This is a genomic window from Chitinophagales bacterium (assembly GCA_017303415.1).
Taxonomy (GTDB): domain Bacteria; phylum Bacteroidota; class Bacteroidia; order Chitinophagales; family Chitinophagaceae; genus SpSt-398.
Window position 1 is genome coordinate 296230 of the sequence record JAFLBJ010000002.1, and the last position, 21271, is coordinate 317500.

General features: G+C 46.4%; 13 protein-coding genes and 1 rRNA gene (1 of these 14 cut by a window edge). 13 read left to right on the forward strand and 1 reads right to left on the reverse strand.

All coding sequences use genetic code 11. From position 1 onward, the window contains the following. Window positions 1–6 precede the first annotated feature (6 nt). The 10 genes from J0M30_15080 to J0M30_15125 all read left to right on the forward strand — a co-directional run bounded on the left by J0M30_15080 (window position 7) and on the right by J0M30_15125 (window position 15417). A complete protein-coding gene (locus J0M30_15080) occupies window positions 7–3282 on the forward strand; it encodes a carboxypeptidase regulatory-like domain-containing protein (protein MBN8668819.1) in 3276 nt (1091 codons plus the stop codon). Then, window positions 3279–4793, forward strand: coding sequence for a hypothetical protein (locus tag J0M30_15085; protein MBN8668820.1), 1515 nt, complete (start codon window positions 3279–3281; stop codon window positions 4791–4793). Before J0M30_15080 ends, J0M30_15085 begins: the two co-directional genes overlap by 4 nt. Further along, window positions 4775–6133 (forward strand): ATP-binding protein, encoded by a 1359-nt coding sequence (locus tag J0M30_15090; protein MBN8668821.1) that lies wholly within the window; start codon window positions 4775–4777, stop codon window positions 6131–6133. Before J0M30_15085 ends, J0M30_15090 begins: the two co-directional genes overlap by 19 nt. Window positions 6134–6147: 14 nt before the next feature. Continuing rightward, the gene (locus J0M30_15095) at window positions 6148–10062 is read left to right on the forward strand and encodes a DUF4157 domain-containing protein (GenBank protein MBN8668822.1); all 3915 of its coding nucleotides are present in this window, start codon (window positions 6148–6150) and stop codon (window positions 10060–10062) included. A gap of 17 nt (window positions 10063–10079) precedes the next feature. Next, window positions 10080–10949, forward strand: coding sequence for a tetratricopeptide repeat protein (locus J0M30_15100; protein ID MBN8668823.1), 870 nt, complete (start codon window positions 10080–10082; stop codon window positions 10947–10949). Window positions 10950–11104: 155 nt separating this feature from the next. After that, window positions 11105–12118, forward strand: a complete 1014-nt coding sequence (gene gap / locus J0M30_15105; GenBank protein MBN8668824.1) for a type I glyceraldehyde-3-phosphate dehydrogenase — start codon at window positions 11105–11107, stop codon at window positions 12116–12118. A gap of 72 nt (window positions 12119–12190) precedes the next feature. Continuing rightward, complete coding sequence (locus J0M30_15110) at window positions 12191–13384, forward strand: phosphoglycerate kinase (protein MBN8668825.1); 1194 nt, start codon at window positions 12191–12193, stop codon at window positions 13382–13384. A 151-nt stretch (window positions 13385–13535) separates the two neighbouring features. Further along, the gene (locus J0M30_15115; protein ID MBN8668826.1) at window positions 13536–14150 is read left to right on the forward strand and encodes a LemA family protein; all 615 of its coding nucleotides are present in this window, start codon (window positions 13536–13538) and stop codon (window positions 14148–14150) included. After that, window positions 14147–14608 (forward strand): TPM domain-containing protein, encoded by a 462-nt coding sequence (locus tag J0M30_15120; GenBank protein MBN8668827.1) that lies wholly within the window; start codon window positions 14147–14149, stop codon window positions 14606–14608. The genes J0M30_15115 and J0M30_15120 overlap by 4 nt, the downstream gene beginning before the upstream one ends. 2 nt (window positions 14609–14610) lie before the next feature. Next, on the forward strand, window positions 14611–15417 hold the full coding sequence (locus tag J0M30_15125; protein MBN8668828.1) for a TPM domain-containing protein: 807 nt from the start codon (window positions 14611–14613) through the stop codon (window positions 15415–15417). A 124-nt stretch (window positions 15418–15541) separates the two neighbouring features. Here J0M30_15125 and J0M30_15130 read toward each other — a convergent pair whose 3' ends face one another. Continuing rightward, window positions 15542–18094 (reverse strand): M1 family metallopeptidase, encoded by a 2553-nt coding sequence (locus J0M30_15130; GenBank protein MBN8668829.1) that lies wholly within the window; start codon window positions 18092–18094, stop codon window positions 15542–15544. 153 nt (window positions 18095–18247) lie between these two features. Between J0M30_15130 and J0M30_15135 the strand changes: the two genes are divergently transcribed. The 3 genes from J0M30_15135 to J0M30_15145 all read left to right on the forward strand — a co-directional run. Beyond that, window positions 18248–19603 (forward strand): hypothetical protein, encoded by a 1356-nt coding sequence (locus tag J0M30_15135; protein ID MBN8668830.1) that lies wholly within the window; start codon window positions 18248–18250, stop codon window positions 19601–19603. 1 nt (window position 19604) lies between these two features. Further along, window positions 19605–20384 carry a tRNA pseudouridine(38-40) synthase TruA gene (gene truA, locus J0M30_15140; protein MBN8668831.1) on the forward strand — a complete coding sequence of 260 codons (780 nt, stop codon included), beginning with the start codon at window positions 19605–19607 and terminating at the stop codon, window positions 20382–20384. Window positions 20385–20986: 602 nt separating this feature from the next. After that, window positions 20987–21271, forward strand: a 16S ribosomal RNA gene (locus J0M30_15145); it runs 1243 nt beyond the window's last position.

Genomic DNA, 21271 nt, shown 5'->3' on the forward strand with positions numbered 1-21271 from the left:
CATGATATGGCATTCAAACTCCTGAACCCCGTACACACGACAATGCCTTTCTTCCAGCCCAACCAGGTATTGACCTATCAACACCTGAATGATATGGCTGATTTCCTGTTTCAGCAGGAGCGGTATACCCGGAATAAACTAATAGGCACCGGTATCGTGTGTGGTCTCAGTTTTGACTGGAATACACTTGGGGTAAATGCCGAGGTCGTTATTCAGGAAGGCTGTGCCATCACCTCCGCCGGGTATTTAATGGTTTATACCCGTCCCGTAGAGAATAATGCCGTTGTCACCTATACACACCGTCGAAACTATACCGGACTTGACCAGTATATCCCTTTTAATGACCCCTCAGTACTTACCAATGAGACCATCTATGAGTTGATCACATTGGGACAGTTCAATGCAGAAGCTGTTGCTCCCAAAAGCCAGCTGCTCGAAGCCGATCGGGTCAACCGCGTCCTGATATTATTGTATGAGATCGATCCGAAGGATACGGCAAAATGCCTGGATGAAAATTGTGACGACAAAGGGAAGACCTACATTTTTACACCCAGACCTTTGCTGGTCCCGATCAGTGTAATCAATAGTATCCTGGATGCCAATTCAACAAAAACATTTCACACAGAAGCGGGCAGGGGCTGGAAAGGAATCAATAGCAAATTGCAGGGCCCTCCTGCCAATCTGCTCACGGTACCAAATCTGTTTAGCAACGGATTTCTGCAGACCATTACGACGGCTGCGCAAATGAAACAACTGGTGACAAACAAGATCACCAATGCGTATTTGGACGGTGTAGGCCAAACGATCGATGCGCTGGTGAATGCCTTCCCCTGGGTATTCAGTACCCAGATGGCGAGTATGACGACTGACCATCCCTGGTTAACCGCCCCTCCGGCCTCGAATATCGGCAACCGGTTTGCTACGCTGGCCAAAGCCTTTCGGAACAATGCGGCTTTTGACAATTATATTCAATACCTCTACGATTATTCCCGAGATGTGGCAGATGCCTATAACGATCTTTATCAAAAAACGACCGATCTCATTGGCGAGTGTGGCGGAAATGAATATCAGCATCCATTTCATATCATGCTCGGAAAAGCGCAGAACAATGACGATAGCAAGAAATGGTATAGTGAAAATAAATACCTGAACCCGGCTCCGCAGGGATTCAGGTACCGTCATTATTTTGTTCCCTCACCGGTTATGGATACCCAGTTCATGTTGTATGAAGAGGTACAGCAACTCTTACTGCGCCTGACCAGAATGATCGATACGTTTACGGTCAACCCGCAGGAAACATTTATCAAAGTCAGTCCCAGTAAGGATTATGAAAACCCGATCGAGGTAAGGGCCCTGCCTTATTATTATCGAAAGGCAGATGCGGCAGGCGTACGGGCGGTATGGAATTATGGTTCCACCCGCCGTAACAAGATACTTCAACACAAAGGATATCAGTTGGTGTCAGATAATGCGGCAGGTCAGGATGAATTGCTGGCACTGGATGGACGGGCAACTGATTTCTACCGGATCGAAGGCCACATGAATACCAATGTGGATGCGGCTACCTTATTTCTGGATAACCTGAGAAATCAGCTCAATCTTCCTTTCAATATTGCTTCCGCATCGGTACAGACCGGATCGAATACCAAAGTGGTCAGTTGCCACTTCCCTGATCTGGATGAAGACTTTAATTATTACCGTGACCGTGTACTCGGATACATGCGGGAATACCTTATCATCCTGGAACCCTTCGCCATTCCTTTATTTCAAAACATTATTTCCCATATCAAGGACATGATGTCTTTATTATTGGAAGTAAGATGCCTGAAGGATTTTGACTACGATAAATACAAATTGCTTTATGCACAGATCTACATGGAATGGGTTAAAGCCTTGGGTAACGAATGGCAGAATAACCCGGGTGACGCCAATCAGGGTTTTAATCAAACCCAGAACCTGCTGAACATCATTTTCTTTTGCCCAATATACCGCATCTGGTATTCCTATCTCTACCGCACCGGTATTCTGACAGAAACCGAGTTGGAAGGAGTACAGGAATTAGCCAAGAAAGTAACAGGTTGGGAGCACCTGGCCGGGGTTCGAAGAGGGGAAACATTCCTGATGGTGTACGATGCCAATCAAAACAAACAGATCATCGCCGATTTCAACTTGCCTGATCTTGACCATTGCTCCTGTGGCTGTAAGACAAATCCCTGCGACAATAAAACCCGATCACTGGTTCCGCCTTTGGAAAAACCAGTCATCATGGTTGTCGACCTGGCGAATACCAATACCTCAGGTCGCGACCTGGCGTATTGGGTACAAAATAAGGCGGTCTTTCGCATGGAACTGGATAGTATGGGATTCTATAAGGGAGATTCCATGATTGATCAGGATTTTTTAATAAGTTTTGATTCCCAGGGACAGAATCCAGTGCCTTATTTAAAAGGGGCATGGGTAAGTAATCTTGCTGAAGGCCATTATTTTCAGGTTGATTTGAATCCCAAAGACCCAAATGTCAAACCAGGGGTTTATCTGTTCTATTATTTTCTCAAAGGAAATTTTGCTTCGAATTTTGTAAAAGGCATCCTTCTCCTGGTCATTAAAGGAAAAATATCCGCCAACGGATCGTATAATATCAACATTGCTGTTGGTACCAAGGCAAAAGTATATTACCCATATGCAACAGCTGACTATAAAGGCGAGGAAGTGAAACTTTCCTTCACGGAGGATTATACCATTAGAACAGTACAGGGTCAACAGGCACAGGTGTATACAACTCCACTGGGCAATCAGGTGGCATTACTGACGGATAAGAAAAAGCAGATGGTGTTCTATGTCAATAGAGCCCGCACACCCGAACTCACCGAGATACCCTACCTCATGACAGCCAAGGGGAATTCCATACCCGGGACATTGATATTGAATGTCTATGACAAAGATGACGCTCCGGCAGATACCACGGTCAAGGGAACCATACTCGATGAAAAAGGTAAACCGGTTTCAGAAGCAACCGTACGGCTGGGTGAAAAAGAAGTATATACGGACGAGAAGGGAAATTACTCCATAAAGGGCGCAAAGGCAGGCACAGCCATTGAAGTAGAGATGGATGGGTACAAGACCAAACGCGTACAGGCCAATAGCAAGATGGAAGGACAGATCCAACTGGAGAAGGAGAAAACCGAATCAGCCGAGAATTCCCTCCTGGATTCGGCGCCCTTATTAAAAGAATGGATCAGCAAAGTGGATATCTCTGCATTGATTAAGGTGTTCAACCCATGAATGAATACGCACATAAAATAAGAACGGTGCTTTTTGATGCACAGGTGCCAGACGAGGAAACGGCCGGGCAATGGACAAGTGTTGTCAGGAATTTGGATATAGACAGGTTTATGGACAAGACCCTTAAACCCTTTCAGGAAAATGGGCAGCGTTGGGTGATCGACAGATTGGAGATCGACCTGGGATGGATCGATATTGAGCAGACAGATTGGATAGACCGATTAAAGGAATCCATTCAGGAAGAATTAAATCAGCAACAGGTCAGCCAACCCCTGGCTAATTATTCACGGCATGATGATCTTATTAAAAGTGCCCGGGAAAATGGAAAGTTGGATCAGAAACTGGACCGGGCGATTTATTGGGACCTGATCCGGGAATGTCTGATAACAGGGGTATTGCCCTGGCAAGGTGATATCAGCCTTCCGTTGACGGAGTGGCTGTGGAAGGAATGGAAGGAGAACAGGTTGGACACCCTGGCTCGGTTGCAGGAGGTCGTTGCCAAAAATCCGCAAGCGCTTGCCCGGTTGTTAAGTTGGATCCGCCAGACCGATCCCGAAAAACAGGAATCATTACTTACGAAGGATCCACTGGAAAGATCGCTGTACCGACAGTTTTTTCAATGGATCATTCTAGTAAATCCAATATGGAGACAATCGGCTTTCCGTTTGGATTTCTTTACACAGGTATGGAAGACATTGTTAATGTACCCTCTCAGTAAAGAAGAACGGTGGACCAAACTTCTGGACTGGGTGTCCGAAATAACTTATTCCAACCGATTGGAAAATCCACCCTCACCGGGACGACTCAATAGTGAATTTTCAGCGAAGATTCCACCTGCTTTTTCTTTTATACTTGACTGGCAGGAAAGGTTTCTGGAGCGTTGGTCAAACGAAAATTTGATTCCAGGGCAACACGCTCATTCTGTTAAGGATTTGCCGGATGCTAAAAAAAGTCAGCGGGACGTATTGACAGCACAAGAGGAGGTGTTGGGGAAAGAAACCCTGTTTATTTCCAATGCCGGTATTGTGCTGTTAAATGCCGGTTTGATCAAAAAGTATTTGGTGAAGAACGGATGGGTGAGGGATTCTGAATTTATCAATGAAAGGGCGAGAGAGAAAGCGATATGGTGGATGGAGTACCTGGTTTTTGGGGAACAGAAAAGAGAAGAATACCACCTCGCACTGAATAAAATAATGTGCGGACTTGATCCTGCTGAACTTTTGGAACATGGCCCGGGTCTTTTGACCAAAAGAGAAAAACAATTGGCAAATACTTTCCTGAAAGAGATCCTTTCTCATTGGTCGGCTTTAAAAAGTACAAAGGTGGAGTCCCTGCGGGAAAGTTTTGTTCAGCGTTCCGGCAGGCTCACCAAGGAAGGCGGTAGTTGGCAATTACATGTGGCAGCGAAAGCGTATGATATATTGATCGAACAGATTCCCTGGAGCTTTTCCATCATCAAGCTTCCATGGATGAAAAACCCCCTTTTTACACAATGGCAAACCCGAATTTAAAACGTAATGCCGAAGACCTTGGACGTGAACTCCAGTGGCTCGAAGAGTTGCTGGAGAAACGTCTTCGCTGGCACCTGGAAAAAAAGAAAGGTGATTGGAAACTCACGCCCCCATCTTTACGTGGATCCAGGTCTGTTTATGCAGCGTATGTAAACGGGTATAAACTGGATGCCGCCGAAAGGGTTGTTTTGTTGCTGGGGTTGCTGCCAGCTATACACCCTTTCCTGATTGAAAGGACATTGCAACAATTCCAATTAACCAACACACAGATCCCGGAGGTGGGGGGAGTGAGAGGAACCCATCATGGAGGATTGATACCTACAGGAGAGACCGCATTGTTCCTGCTCGCCGGAAATAACCTGGAGCGAAGGATACAAGTAAGCCTGCTGTTCTCACCCAAACATGCTTTTCATGTACATGGAATATTGAAACTGGATGAAGTGTCTCCCCTGGAACCTGAATGGAGCGGTGCGATTCACCTGTCCCGGGATGTGATGACAAATCTTACCTCAGGCACACACTATTATCCTCCCTTCAACAGCAGTTTCCCAGCCAGACTGATCACAACGCCGTATCAACCGGGCCAATTGGTGATCCATCGCGAAACGGCTGAAGGTCTTGACGAGGTCAGACTTTGGTTGAAACATAAGGATCATTTATTGAAGAAATGGCATTTTGATACCAAGATCAATGAAGGGCATAAATGTCTTTTCTATGGCCCGCCAGGAACAGGTAAGTCATTGGCGGCTGCCTTATTGGGCAAGGAACAAGGACTACCGGTTTACCGGATCGATCTCTCCATGGTAATTTCCAAATACATTGGGGAGACGGAGAAAAACATCTCCCATATTTTCGACCTGGCCCAAAATAAAAACTGGATCCTGTTTTTTGATGAAGCCGATGCCTTGTTTGGCAAGCGATCGGTAACACAAACCGCACAGGACAGGTTTGCCAACCAGGAAGTATCCTACCTGTTGATGCGCATGGAGGAATACAATGGACTGGCCATACTCGCCACCAATTTTAAAAGAAATATTGATAATGCCTTCCTGCGCCGCTTCAATAGCGTTGTACCCTTCCTTGCCCCCGGCACAGAAGAACGGTTGCGCCTTTGGAAGCAAAGCTTTTCAGCACAAACGATCAGAGACAAATCTGTGTTACTGGAAAACATCGCCCGTGACTTTTCGCTCAATGGCGCAAATATCATGAATGTCGTTCGGTACGCATCGATCATGGCATTGAAGAATGGAGGGAATATCATTACGCAAGGATATATCATGGATGGTATTCGCAGGGAGCTGGCAAAGGAACAAGCCATGGCTTCTGAGATGGCAAACTAATTAAAAATGAGTGTATGGGGTTTATAGGACAATCCAAATCAGGCTCGGCTTCCAAGACAAGCCCGTTTAATCAGGGCGGCGGCCTGCCTGTTCAAACCAAGTTGAGTGTTAGTAAAGCTTCTGATCCCGCAGAGAAGGAAGCGGATACCGTTGCCAAAAAAGTGGTCGACGATCAAAAGGATAAAAAGTCTGCCGCAAAGAAAGATGACAAAAAAGAAGTGGCCAAGGCTCCTGAGCCAATGACCGAACCGAATACAGAGCCAAAGAAGGAAGGAGTGAAGACCAAAAAGGATAATGAGAAAGATCAGGTTAATAAAGCAGAAGACAAAAAAGAAGATGTAAAGAAAAAAGGCGATGAGAAGGAAATGAAGAAGAAGGGGGAAGAAAAGGAGGTAAAGAAGAAGGGAGAAGAAAAAGAAATGAAGAAGAAGGGAGAAGAAAAAGAAATGAAGAAGAAGGGTGAAGAGAAGGAAGTAAAGAAGAAAGGAGGAGAGGAAAAAGAAGTCAGGAAAAAAGGGGAGGAGAAAGAAGTGAAAAAGAAAGGGCAGGGTGAGGAAAAGGAAGTGAAGAAAAAGGGAGAGGAGAAAGAAGTGAAGAAGAAAGGGGAAGAAAAGGAAGTAAAGAAAAAGGGAGAGGAAAAGGAGAAGCCTAAAGTTGCCAAAAAAGGGGCCGGTGGAGAAGATAAAAAAGACGCGGTAGCAAAAAAGGATGAGAATAACAAGGAGAAAAAGCCGGTAGATAAAGAGAAAGATACCAGTGTCAAGCCCCGTTCATTGAACAAAAAAGAGGATGGGAAAAAGGAACCCAGCCAGGTCCAGCAAAAACCAAATTTCTCCAATGCGCAAAGGGCAGAAAATGACAAGGGGCAGGGGCCAGAGGCCGGTGGCGATGAAATGGCGGACGAGGCTAAGTTAAATGCCATTGAACAAAAGATCAATGCCAAAAGGGGCTCAGGCCGGCCGTTGGAACCCCATCTCATGAGTCAGATGAATGATTCATTTGGGTATGATTTTTCGGAGGTTAAGATACATGCTGATAAAGAGGCGGCAGAACTCTGCGCCTCGCTCAATGCGCAGGCTTTTGCAATAGGGAATGATGTTTTCTTCAATGAAGGAAAATATGATCCGGATAGTGATAGTGGAAAAGAACTGCTCGCCCATGAACTGACCCACGTAGTGCAACAGAGAGATCAGGTGCAGCGGGCCAAGGTTCAGCGGAAGGACCCTCCTGGGAAAAAGGGCGGTAGTGGTAGCAAAGGCAGAATAGAAGGGAAGGAGATCATTCTGCCTTCACTCGAAGTGCCTCAATTCAAAGCACGAAACAAAGGGAAGTACGGGTCCAGTATTAAGCGAAAGTTTCCATATAGCAGAAAAGCGGCTGAAGGATCCAAGGGGCAAACAGCCATCTGGACGAGTGACCCCAAGATCAGCGAGGGAGTAAAGAAGGGGGTGGAAAGCCTTAAGAAGAAAGCGGGAAAAAAGAATGACAGTCCGGATGTGTATTTCCTGAAGTGGAAGGAAATAAAACTTTTTGGAACGGAACAAACACTGATTGAAAACAGCAAGCGACCCCTATGGAATGCTTCAGGTGCCGTGTCGGCTTTTGATGTGGACCATATTGTGGAGCTTCAGTTGGTGGGTGGAGAGAATACGATTGATAATATGGAATTGGTGAACTTTTCAGGTAACCGAAGTTCGGGTTCACTTATTGCAGGCAATATCGAAAAAGGGGTGCAGGAATTCATTACTGATACCAATCAGTCCTTCAGCCTGGATCATGCATTTACCAATTATCAGATCAGTTTTGAGAATATCTCATTTACGGGTAAGACAGAGAAAAGCACAAAAGGAGGAGGTAAGGATGGTTTCTGGTCCAGGGATCAGATTGAAGGTGGGGAGCATCTGGAGAATTTCACCAAAATGTCGGAGAAAGAAATTGAACAGCTTTCGGGAACGGATAAAAATCCCGTGGCCTACACCTCTCCAGCCGGTGGTGCCCGAATGGATAATCAAAGTCTGAATCGTATGCCTGGATTCTCCGGATCCATTGTGTTGGATAAGAGTGGAGATCGTGTAGGCTATATTCAGGGAAAATTCGAACTGAATAAAAAGTTATTTGAACCGCTCGATAATATTAAGATCAATCTTTTTCAGATGCCGGGCGTAGACTTTGGGGGGCATATGAAAAGAAGGACCCGGGGAGATGACTTGGAGACAGTCTTATCCAACCTGAAATTAAAAGGGATGAGTCCGATTGAGATCGAATCGGCAGAATTGGTTCCTGGTAAGGGTATTGTCGCTAAAGGCAAGATCATACCTACGGTAGGAATATTAGGTAAGGATGGACTTGATATCTCGATCATTGGACAGGATGTAGAGATCTCCAAAACATTTTATGCAGGCGATATAACGGTGCCGCCACCGTTTAAGATCAACGATGCCAGTCTGACCATTTTTGCCGGAACAGCAGGTATCGGAGTTAGAGGTGATGTAAATTTTGAGATCGTTAATGTAGGAAAGGGCACTATCAGTGGAGAAGGCAAATCATCGGGTGTTTTTGCAATCAAAGGGAACTTTGAATTTGATAAAAAAATATTTGATAAGGCTTCAGTTGATGTGTCTTATGTGCATGGGGCAGATGGAAGTGATAAATGGGAAATAAAAGGAAATATTCAAATACCCAAAGGAAAGATAAAAGGTGTAAAAAAGGCTGAGATCACGGTGGGGTACGATGGAACCACGCTTTCCGCTTCAGGTACAGCAGAATTTGATATTCCGGGTATTAAGTCGGGTAAACTGGATGTGGTGTATGGGCAGGATCAGCTTCAGATCAATGGAGAAGTGGATCTCAAGCATCAATTGATCAAAAGTGGTAAGATCAAGGCCAGCGTAAATAAAACAGGTGAAGAATATAAAGTGGCCTTGTCGGGAAATGTGCAACCCAATATCCCTGGAATCAGTACGGATCTGAGTGTGGAATATGTGGATGGTGTGATCACGGTGATGGGAACGGTGGGATATGCCAAAGGGCGCTTATCCGGGTCTGTTACCGTTGGGGTAACAAACCGGAGCGTAGGGGCAGATGGAAAACCGGCTGGTGGTCCTTCCGAATCACTCACACCTTTTGGTGGTGGTTCACTTACGCTAAGGATCACGGATTGGTTGCAGGGAACAGCCGGTGTAAAACTCCTGCCCGATGGAAGTCTGGAGGTAACGGGCAAAATTGGAATCCCAGCCACCGTCGACATCTTCGAAAAAAAGGAGATCAAGAAAGAGATTTTCAAAGCCCCAACGATCGAGATACCCATTTTTGCGATTCCCATTGGTAGCCGGAGTATCGGATTGGTGGCTACCATCGGAGGTGGATTGGAAGGCTATGCCAGCATAGGGCCTGGACAATTAACCGAAGCAGCGGTGGAGGTAACCTACAATCCTTCCCATGAAGAAAATACCAAAGTAACCGGAACGGCCAAATTCAGGGTGCCTGCAGAGGCCGGACTTCGACTTTATATAAGGGCTGGTATTGGTTTAAGTGTAGGTATTGCCCGTGTAGCAGGCGGTATTGAAATTGGTGGCGCGCTGGGTATTGAAGGTGCTGCCGAAGCAGGGGTAACTGTGAATTGGACCCCCACCGAGGGATTCAAACTGGATGCACAGGCCTCTCTTTCTGTACAGCCCAAATTCAAGTTTGATGTAAATGCCTACATCGAGGCGGTCCTGGACCTCTGGGTGACAGAATTATCTAAAGAGTGGAAATGGAACCTTTATTCATTTGAATGGGGACCTGCCTTTAAGTTCGGGGTCAAGTTCCCGGTTCATTATGAAGAAGGAAAAGAATTCAATATTTCACTCGATGATGTTCAGTTTGAAAAACCCGATATCAGTGTAGGCGATATCGCCAAAGGCATCGGTGACAAATTATTAGGTTAATAAAAAAAAGAAATACCATGATACGTGCAAATCACTCCTCCGAGATCAATAATCAAAGTGTAGAGTTTCTAATTCAGGGTGACCTGGATGCTGCGGAAGCAGGATTCCGTGAAGCCATTCGCGAAAATTCACGTCATTCCTCGGCCTGCAATAACCTGGCTTTTTTATTGCAACAAAAAGGGGAATGGGCAGAAGCCGAAAAATACCTGCGCAAGTCTCTTAAAATAAACCCGGACAGTTCATCCGCCTGGTTGAACCTGGGAAATGTTCTCATTCAGAAAGGAGATGGAGAGGAAGGGGCCAGAATGCTGGTGAAAGCAATTGAAAAAGATACCCGAAATGTGCTGGCCTGGGAAAGCCTTGCTACCCTTTCCATGATGCAACAGGATTTTAATGCCGCAGAATCTTGTTGGGAAAAAACAACCCTCCTGCAACCGCAGACCGTCAAATACTGGCTGCAATGGGGTATCACTAAAGCTGGCCTTAATAAATATGAAGAGGCGGTGGCTTGTTTTCACAAAAGCCTCGCTTTGGATGCCAAACAGTCCTTTGCCTGGCAACAACTGGGGATTGTGGAGTGGATCAGGCAAAACTATGGCATCGCCAGGACCGCATTATTGAACTCTCTGGCATTGGACCCGGAGGATACCAATACAAGGTACCATCTGGCCCTCGTGCTGCTCGCCTTGAATGAATTAGCAGATGCTCGTGATCAAATGCATCATATACTGTCGCTTCAGCCAACAAATACCAAGGTGCTGATTGACCTGGGTGTGATTTACTTAGCCGAAGGAAACCGGGAAACCGCCGGATCCTTTTTCCAACAGGCACTGGAGATCGACCCTTCCAACAGCAGAGCCCTGAACTATCAGGAAATGTGCAGGTAGGCGAATACTGAACAGTTGTTTGTTTTTGGTAATTGGATTTGTCCCCGCTCATGTGTATGGATGACCAGTATCAGTCATGTTTCTGGTAAAAAATTCCCGATTCATCCCTACATTTGCCTCTCAATTCATTTACCTAATCTTTTTAATTATTCGCCATGAGCACAGTTAAAGTTGCCATCAACGGTTTCGGAAGGATCGGACGCCTTGTTTATCGCCAGATATATAACATGAAAGGAATCGATGTGGTAGCCATCAATGACCTGACCAGCCCTAAAGTTTTGGCACACCTGCTGAAATACGATAGCGCCCAGGGTCGTTTCAATGAAGATGTTCAAGCCACTGAAAACGCGATCGTGGTGAACGGTGATACCGTAAGAGTATATGCACAGAAAAATCCGGCTGAAATTCCCTGGAAAGATCATGATGTAGATGTCGTATTGGAATGTACCGGTTTCTTTGCCGATAAAGACAAAGCCGCTGCTCACCTGACCGCAGGTGCCAAACGCGTAGTGATCTCCGCTCCCGCTACTGGTGACCTGAAGACCATCGTTTACAATGTGAACCACAAAATTCTGGATGGCAGCGAAACTGTGATCAGTTGCGCCTCTTGTACCACCAACTGTCTTGCTCCTATGGCGCAAGTGCTTGAAGAAAAATTTGGCATTGTCAACGGTTTAATGACTACCGTTCATGCCTATACGAACGATCAGAATACCCAGGATGCCCCGCACGCCAAAGGCGACCTTCGCCGGGCCCGTGCAGCAGCTCAGAATATCGTTCCCAACAGCACCGGGGCTGCCAAAGCCATCGGACTGGTACTTCCCAGCCTGAAAGGAAAACTGGATGGTTCCGCCCAGCGGGTGCCCACCCTCACCGGTTCCCTTACTGAGTTGACCTGTATCATTGCAAAAACAGCTACCAAAGAAGAGATCAACGCGGCCATGAAAGCCGGTTCGAACGAAAGTTTTGGTTATACCGAAGATGAGATCGTGAGCAGCGATATCATCGGCAGCAGCTACGGATCACTTTTCGATGCTACCCAAACCCGTGTTCAGGTAGCCGGTGACACCCAACTGGTGCGCGTTGTAAGCTGGTATGATAATGAAATGAGTTATGTAAGCCAATTGGTGCGCACTGTTCACCACTTTGCTACACTGATCAGCAAATAAATTTTCACAACGAATTGCCCCGCCCAGGCGGGGCATTTTTCATTTATCCCTTTCGGTTTAAAAAGAACAATCATGTCAACCTTTACTACCCACTCCTTCAAGAATCAAAAGGCCTTGATCCGCGTAGATTTCAATGTGCCCCTGAATGAGAAATTTGAAATTACCGATGATACCCGTATGCGGGCCGCCGTACCTACTATCAAAAAAATACTGGCCGATGGTGGATCGGTTATCCTGATGAGTCACCTGGGTCGCCCCAAAGACGGCCCCACCGATAAGTATTCTCTAAAACACCTGGTCAGCCACCTCAGCGAGCTGCTCGGAGGCACCACTGTACTTTTTGCCAACGACTGTATTGGCGAACAGGCTGGCCTTACCGCTTCCATGATGCGTCCGGGCGAAGTGCTGTTACTGGAGAACCTGCGTTTTTATAAGGAAGAGGAAAAAGGAAATGAGGAATTTGCCAAAAAACTCGCCCAACTGGGAGATGTATATGTCAATGACGCTTTTGGTACCGCCCACCGGGCCCATGCCTCCACAGCCGTGATCGCGCAGTTTTTCCCGAAAGACAAGCGGATGTTTGGGCTTTTAATGGAAGGCGAAGTATCCAGTGCTGAAAAAGTATTACACCAATCCGAAAAACCATTTACCGCCATTATCGGTGGCGCTAAAGTGTCTGATAAGATACTCATCATCGAAAACCTCCTGGAAAGAGCCACCGACATCATTATCGGAGGTGGCATGGCTTATACGTTTATGAAAGCCCAGGGTGGACAAATCGGTAAATCCCTTTGTGAAGAGGACAGGCTGGACACAGCCAAAGAACTATTGGTGAAAGCCAAAGCAAAAGGGGTGAACCTGCACCTGCCCTCCGATAGCGTGATTGCCGATAAGTTTGCCGCAGATGCCGAAACCTCCATTACCCCGAGCAATCAGATCCCCGATGGCTGGATGGGGTTGGATATTGGTCCCGACGCCAGGGTGGAATTTGCCCGGGTCATCAAAAGCAGCAGGACCATCCTCTGGAACGGACCCATGGGTGTATTTGAAATGGAGAAATTCCAGGCAGGAACAAAGGCCATCGCCACAGCCGTAGCGGAAGCCACGGGAACAGGTGCGTTTTCCCTGGTAGGTGGAGGTGACAGTGTTTCCGCGGTAAACCAGTTCGGTTATACGGATAAAGTAAGCTATGTTTCCACGGGTGGCGGAGCCATGCTGGAGTACTTTGAAGGCAAGGAACTGCCGGGTATTGCTGCTGTGAAATAGAGGCAATCAATTTATTATTTACTGATTATTAATTATTAGTAGGTGGGAATATCCTCTCTTCGGGTTTTTTCGCCTTTCCTAATAATTAATAGCCAATGTTGATATTCAATTCAACTAACTCCTACCTTTATATTCTAAAAACTTTTCAACCATGAAAGGAACACGTAATATTGGATTGATTGTTATTGTTGGTATTCTTGTGATCTTCCTCTTTTGGGGTTGTAACGGATACAACGGTGTTGTAAAGCAGGATGAGAACGTAAAGAACATGTGGAGCAACGTACAAAGCTCTTACCAACGTCGGGCAGACCTGATCCCGAACCTGGTCAATACAGTTCGCAGTGAAGCTACCTTCGAACAGCAAACGTTAATTCAAACCATTGAAGCCCGGTATAAGAACCTGGGTGGTATCAAGGTCGATCCGAATCAGCTGACTCCCGAGAATATTCAAAAATTCCAACAGGCACAAGGAGAGTTAAGCAGTGCCCTTCAACGACTGATGGTAGTGGTAGAGAACTATCCTAACCTGAAGGCTAACGAAGGGTTCCGCAACCTGCAGGCACAACTGGAAGGAACGGAGAACCGGATCAATACGGCCAGAAATGACTTTAACGGAGCCATCAATACGTATAATACCAAGGTAAGGTCATTCCCGATGAATCTTCTTGCCGGTATGTTTGGCTTTAATCCCAAAGAAGGCTTTAAAGCCGATGAAGGCAGTCAGAATGCGCCGAAGATTCCTGAAAACATGATGGAGACAAAATGACCTTCTTCCCCTGGCGCAAAAAACCCGCTCTCTTTTCGGAAGAGGAGAGATTATCGATCGTGCAGGCTATCCGTGACGCGGAGCGCATGACGAGTGGGGAAGTGCGTGTATTTGTGGAAAGCAAATGCCGGTTTATGGATCCTGTAGACCGGGCCGGGGAAATTTTCTTTCAGTTAAAAATGGATAAGACCGATGACCGGAATGGTGTGTTGGTGTATATCGCCGTAAAAGACCATCAATTGGCCATTTTTGGTGATGAAGGGATCCACAAACGGGTGGGACAGGAGTTCTGGATCAAGGAGGTGAAACGAATGACTGGAAGTTTCATAAAAGAAAACTACGCTGAAGGCCTTCGCCAATGTGTGATCGATATCGGGCAGGTACTTCATCAACATTTTCCCTATAACAACGATACGGATAAAAATGAATTACCGGACGATATCGTCTTTGGTAAATGAACATGCGCCTACTTTTTACTACCATATTATTGTTCACTACGTTTTGCCTGACCGCACAGGTGGACAAAGCAATACCAGATCCTCCCAACCCCGCCCGGTTGTACAATGACTTTACCAGTACCCGGGATTTTCTGACGACCCATCAGGCGGAGGAATTGGAGCAGAAATTGGTGGCCTTCGATGACAGCACTTCCAACCAGATCGCGATTGTGATCATGGGAAATCTGAAAGGCTATGAGGCCAATGAATTCGCGACAGCCCTTGGAAGAAAATGGAAAGTGGGAAGCAAGGATTTTAATAACGGGATCGTGGTGTTGATCTCCACCGGCGAAGATGATACCCGCCGCGATGCCTATATCGCTACCGGATATGGCCTCGAAGGGGCGATACCCGATATCACAGCAAAACGAATCGTTGATAATGAATTAGTACCCTACCTAAAGGAAGGAAAGGGTAGTTATTACCGCGGGCTTGATAATACCGTAGATGCCCTGATAAAAGCCGCCGCAGGTGAGTATGTGGCACCAAAAGGATATGCCAATCGTAAAGACAAAGACGGTTTACATCCGCTTCTCATTTTTGCACTCATCGTTGGTTTCTGGTTGCTTATCGCCTTTATAAAAGGGGGTGGCAAAGGAGGTGGTATGATGTCACGCCGTGGTTACAGAGGCTGGGTAGGTCCATGGATCGGCACCGGTGGCTGGTCGGGCGGCGGAGGCGGAGGTTGGTCCGGCGGCGGTGGCGGCGGTGGATTCGGCGGATTTGGTGGAGGAAGTTTTGGTGGTGGTGGAGCCGGAAGCAGCTGGTAATACTATTTACACAGAATACACAGCATTTTTGGATTATAAGTTTCTCGCAGCGCTCACAAAATATCTTTGCAAGCGCTGCGAGAAATATTTAATCGTTGTAATAAGCAATTTCCTTAAATCCTGGTTAGAAGCCTTTCTCCGGTAATTTGGCCTTGATATAATCTACCATGGTGCGTAAACCGGCATCTTCTCCCTTTTCTTTGATCTTCTTCAATTTCGCTTCCATGATGTTTTTCAGCGTGCTGTTCAGGAAAGGATCTGTTTGATTTTTAAATGATTCAGGAATAGCATCCCGGAATTCAGCGATCGCATCCGTTCCTTTCTTTACCTGGTCCACATTATCGGAGGCCATCAGGTATACAGAGAGTCCATTCAATAAGCCGAATTTAGCATTGCTCAGGGGCATGCCGATAAATTCATCCAGTATCGAAGCACCCACGTTTTCATCACCTGAATTGAGTAAGGAGGTTTGTACGGCATCTTTCAATGAACCTTTGATCTTTGTGCCATACAGTTTTTTGGCAATGGATAAAGCCTTTTCCGGATCCAATTCATCGAGCGCACGAAGGGCATTGCCTGATACGGTATAGGAAGAATCATTTACGGCTGATTCAAACAGAGACTGGTAGTCTTTTTTCCCGTATTCACCCAGGGCCTCAATGGCATCCGCCCTGACCAGGGATTTTTTATCATTTTTTGCCAGGCCGAGCAGAATAGGCTCGACTTCCGCTTTGGTTTTTTCATCTTTCAGGTTCAGTTGGCTGATCGCCAGGCGGCGAAGACCATGATAGCGATCCTGCATAGCTGTTTTTATCAGATCAAGCGCTTTCGCATTTTTCTGATTTTTCCCGGCAAAAAGGATGGCTTCGCGGCGGTCCACATAGTTACCCGCATATTTGTATTGATGGATGAAATTATCCAGGGTCTTGTTATCTTTTTTCTGCCACAGCAATACTTTGTCTGCATCCACATTTACCAGATCCGGGTGTTGGGTATAGGAAAAACTAAAGGTATCTACCGCATTTTCCGCCCAAACCGAATAGCGTTTTTTCGCACTGCCATTATAAATATCCACGGCAATGGGGAGGCGGAATAGCTTGCCGCTTTTCTGGGTTTGCTTGACGATGACCTGTACTATTCCGGCGGCATCATCATATTTATAGTCAATGGTTACACTGGGGTGTCCATTATTAAAATACCATTGATTGAAGAACCAGTTCAGGTCGCGCCCGGTCACTTCTTCAAAGGCCAGTCGCAATTGATGGGCTTCAGCCGATTTGAATTTATTCGTGGTCAGGTAAACGTTAAGTGATTTGAAGAAGGCGCTGTCACCTACCAGATGGCGAAGCATGTGGAGAATCCGTCCGCCTTTCTGATAGCTTACAAGGTCGAACATATCTTCGCGGTTCTCATAATAGAAACGGACCAGGTCTTTTTTATCGCTGGCAGATTCAGGGTCTCCGCCTTGCATAGCTACATTTTCGCTGGAGCCGGAGAGATAGGAATTCAAACCGGAGAAATTCTCCGCGTCGCCGGCGTCTTTGCCATATTTGTATTCATCCCACAGGGTTTGGCTATAGTCGGCAAAGGATTCGTTGACGGTCAGGTTGCTCCAGCTTTCGGCGGTTACATAGTCACCAAACCATTGGTGAAACAGTTCGTGTGCAATGGTGCTTTCCCAGATATTTCCATCGATCAGTTCGCGTGCATCCTGTTGTGCCTGATCCTGGTGGATGGTGGCTGTGGTATTTTCCATGGCACCGGCCACATAATCGCGACCCGTGATCTGCGAATATTTGATCCAGGGATACTCTACTCCGGTGATCCTGGAAAAATAGCCCATCATCTCCGGGGTGTTGCCAAATATTTTCTGGGCGACTGAGGCATATTCAGGTTCCACATAATAATTCACTTCCTTGCCTTTGTACTTGTCTTTTATTACGGCATAATCACCAACCCCCAGGAAAAAGAGATAGGGAGCGTGAGGCAGGTCCATTTTCCAATAGTCCGTACGTGTACCATCGGTATTCTTCTTTTGTGAAATGAGTTTACCGTTGGAAAGGGTGACATATTTATTGTCCACAGTTACGGTCAGCTCCTGGGTGGTTTTCTGATTTGTTTTATCAATGGTGGGGAACCAGGCTGAACTGGATTCTGTTTCTCCCTGTGTCCAGATCTGTGTGGGTTTATTTTTTGTTTCCCCTTTGGGGTTGATAAAATACATCCCTTTTATTCCCAGCATAGCCTGCTCTGCGTAGCGCGCTTCAAACTCATCTGGTTTGGCGGTATAATCAATATAGACCGTGTATTTCTCATTGGCTTTATAGGTTTTATCAAGGGCTATCTTCAGCTGCCAGTCGTTATACGTGTATTTTAACGGCAGTTTCTGGGTTCCTTTAACCAGTGACACGGATTTGAATTCCATACCTTTTGCATCCAGGGTCAGCGAATCCGTCGCGTAAAAATGCGGGGTCAGGGTGATCCAGGCCTTTCCGTAGAGGTAGGATTTGCTAAAATCCGGTTTAACCTCCAGTTTGGTATGTACCAGGTCGTTGATCCGGGTGGCGGTTTCCCGGTACTCTTTCTTCCAGGCTTCTTCGACAGTAGGTTCGGTTTTTTGCGCAAATCCGATGAGGGTAATGGCAAGCAACAGAGAGCTTAACAGTGATCTTTTCATATCTTGATTTTGTAAGTGACAAAAATAGCCGCAATTGCCTAATGCGCTGGGGGTTTTTGACAGGCGGTAATAATTTTAACAGGTCAGAGAGACGGGACAATACGTATCTTCGTTATCATCATTTTAAGTTCAAAACCGTGTAACCGGCGATTTATGATCAGAAGGTCTTTTTTTCTCGCAATATTGATTCTGACGGTGTTAGCGGCTTCGGCCCAGCGTAACTATTTTCTCTATTTTCAAACTGAAAACCAACAACCCTTTTTTTTGAAAATGGGGGAGAAGCTATATAGCTCCACGGCCAGTGGTTACCTGATCCTGCCGAAATTAAAGGACACGACGCATTTTTTCTCTATTGGTTTTCCCGGCCGGGAAGCGCAGGAGAACTTTTATTATACCATGAACCATAAGGATCATGGCTTTCTCCTTAAACATTTTCCCGAGAAGGGGTGGGCGCTATTTGACCTGCAAACATTGGGTGTGCAAATGGCTTCCCGGATGGGTTCCGCTCCCGGAGAATCAGTGATCCGAACAGAGAAAAAGGAACCCAATGAATTTACGGATCTCCTTGTAAAAGCATCCAATGACACCACCCTGAAGGAGAGGGTCATCCTCGAGGAACCTGTAGCGACCGTTGCGGTTGATACCGTTCAAAAAGTAATCCTGGATTCTCCGGTAGTTAAGGTGGAAGAGAAAAAGGAAATAGTAACGAAGGACACAATTGTTTTTTCAAAACCCGTTACCGACACCCCCGGTATATCCTTGGCAGTAAAGCCTAGCGAACCTGCGGTAGATACAGTCAGGAAACAGGCAGACGAACCGGTCAGACAAGCGGAAGTACCTAAGGAGGAACCCAAGGTAGCTGAGCCGGTTAAACAAACTGAAATACCAAAGGAGGATCCCAAAGAAGCAGTGCCGGTCAAAGAGGAGCCTGTACGGGTTATATCTCAGACCCCGGAAGAGCCAGCCTATCAATTGTCAAAAGTGATAAGACGCTCGGAGAGTTCGACCACCGGTGGATTTGGTATTGTTTTCCTTGATCAGTTCCCCGATGGCAGGATCGATACCGTTCGGATTTTGATACCTCCAGCCAAGTCAGCTCCGATCGTGCAGGATAAACCGGTGGAGGAAAAGAAGACCGAGCTGAAGTTTTTAGAAATACTCCCCGATAGTGTAAAGCAGGAAGCAAAGCCACAGCGTTGCCCGGTTTTGGCCACAGAAGAAGATTTCTTCCAGGTTAGACGGGAAATGGCAGGAGAAGTAAGTGATGCTGCGATGGCAGAGAAGGCTAAAAAACCCCTTTCTCAAAAATGTTATACCACTCTCCAGATACGTAATCTCGGGAACCTGTTTCTGGGTGATGCGGGGAAATTGGGTTTTTATCAAATGGCATTTCCCCATGTCTCTGATCCCGAAAGTTTTGGCAAGCTACAGGAGGAGTTAAAGGATCCTGTAGTGGCGGATCGTTTTCGTGTCTGGTGGGAGGCACAATCCACAAAATCGCCCCAATAAGATGAGCCGGTACTTCATGGAGTTGTCGTATAAGGGGACACATTACAAAGGCTTCCAGGTACAGGAGAATGCCCATACGGTACAAGGGGAGATTGAACAGGCTTTAAAGATTTTACAAAGAGAAGAAATACGTCTCACGGGGTCCTCCCGCACAGACGCCGGTGTGCATGCCTTGCAGAATTATTTCCATTTTGATTATGAAGGCGATCTGTTACCTACCCTGGTATATAAACTCAATGCCATTCTTTCCCGGGACATAGCGATCAAGCGTGTATTTCAGGTAGGAGAGGAAGCGCACAGTCGGTTTGACGCCATTTACCGGGAATACCGCTATTATTTAGCCAGGGAGCGCGACCCGTTTTTACAGGACAGGAGCTGGTATTATCCCTATACGATTGACCGGGGTTTATTGGGCCAGGCGGCTTCAGTATTAATGGAGTATCAGGATTTCACCTCGTTTTCCAAGCGTAATACCCAGGCAAAGACCGCCCTGTGTCGGTTGGAAGTCAGTCGATGGGTGGAGGAGGGTGATTGTCTTATATATCAGGTCAGGGCCAATCGGTTTCTACGGGGGATGGTGAGGGCTTTGGTGGCTACTATGTTATTGGTAGCCAGGGGGAAGATGAGCATAGCGGAGTTTCGCCAGGTCATTGAAGCCAGGGATTGCACCCGTGCGAGTTTTGCGGCCCCCGGGTTGGGGTTGTATTTAGTAGAGGTAGGCTTTCCCCAGGGTTATTTCCCCGATCAGCCAATACCAAAGAATGAACCTGGATCATTGTAAATTATTGATTATTATATTTTTAATTCACTATTCGCCATTCACTATTCACTATTCACCATTCACCATTCACCTCTCCCGCCTCACGCCTCACGTCTCACGAAACTCACGCCTCACGCCTCCCGTCTCCCGCCCCTCCCGCTCCAGACTTTCTTCAATTTTTTTCAAAAAAGATTTGTTGGAGAACGCTGGCATCCTATCTTTGCGACCCGCAAATGAAAAGCGGGGTAGTTCTAAGACATAAGTGATTCAGGAGTAAGGGGGATGTGAATAAAAGAAGAGGATTTTTTTTGTGGTGAAAGATGGTTGCTGTATCTTTGCCGTCCGCTTCAAAAAAACGGGTTAGTTCTACTCAAATAATCATCTGATTTTCACGCCGATTTTTTTCGAATTTTTGAAAAATAATTTGGCTAGGAATAAAATGGCTCTTACCTTTGCACTCCCGTTCAAAAAACGGGTAGGCGTAAAAGCTGAAAGATCTTTGAAAGTTGGGAAACAATAGCACATAAATAGACTCTATTTATGCACTTAGGTAAGTCAAGCGAAATATTCGATTTGACACGTTAATTCTACTTTGAATTAGCAGTCAGCATCAAACAACATTTACAATGGAGAGTTTGATCCTGGCTCAGGATGAACGCTAGCGGCAGGCTTAATACATGCAAGTCGAGGGGCAGCGCAGTGTAGCAATACATGGGCGGCGACCGGCAAACGGGTGCGGAACACGTACGCAACCTTCCTTCAAGCGGGGAATAGCCCAGGGAAACTTGGATTAATACCCCATAAGACAATTGGTTCGCATGAATTGATTGTTAAAGAATTTCACTTGAAGATGGGCGTGCGTCTGATTAGGTAGTTGGCGGGGTAACGGCCCACCAAGCCTACGATCA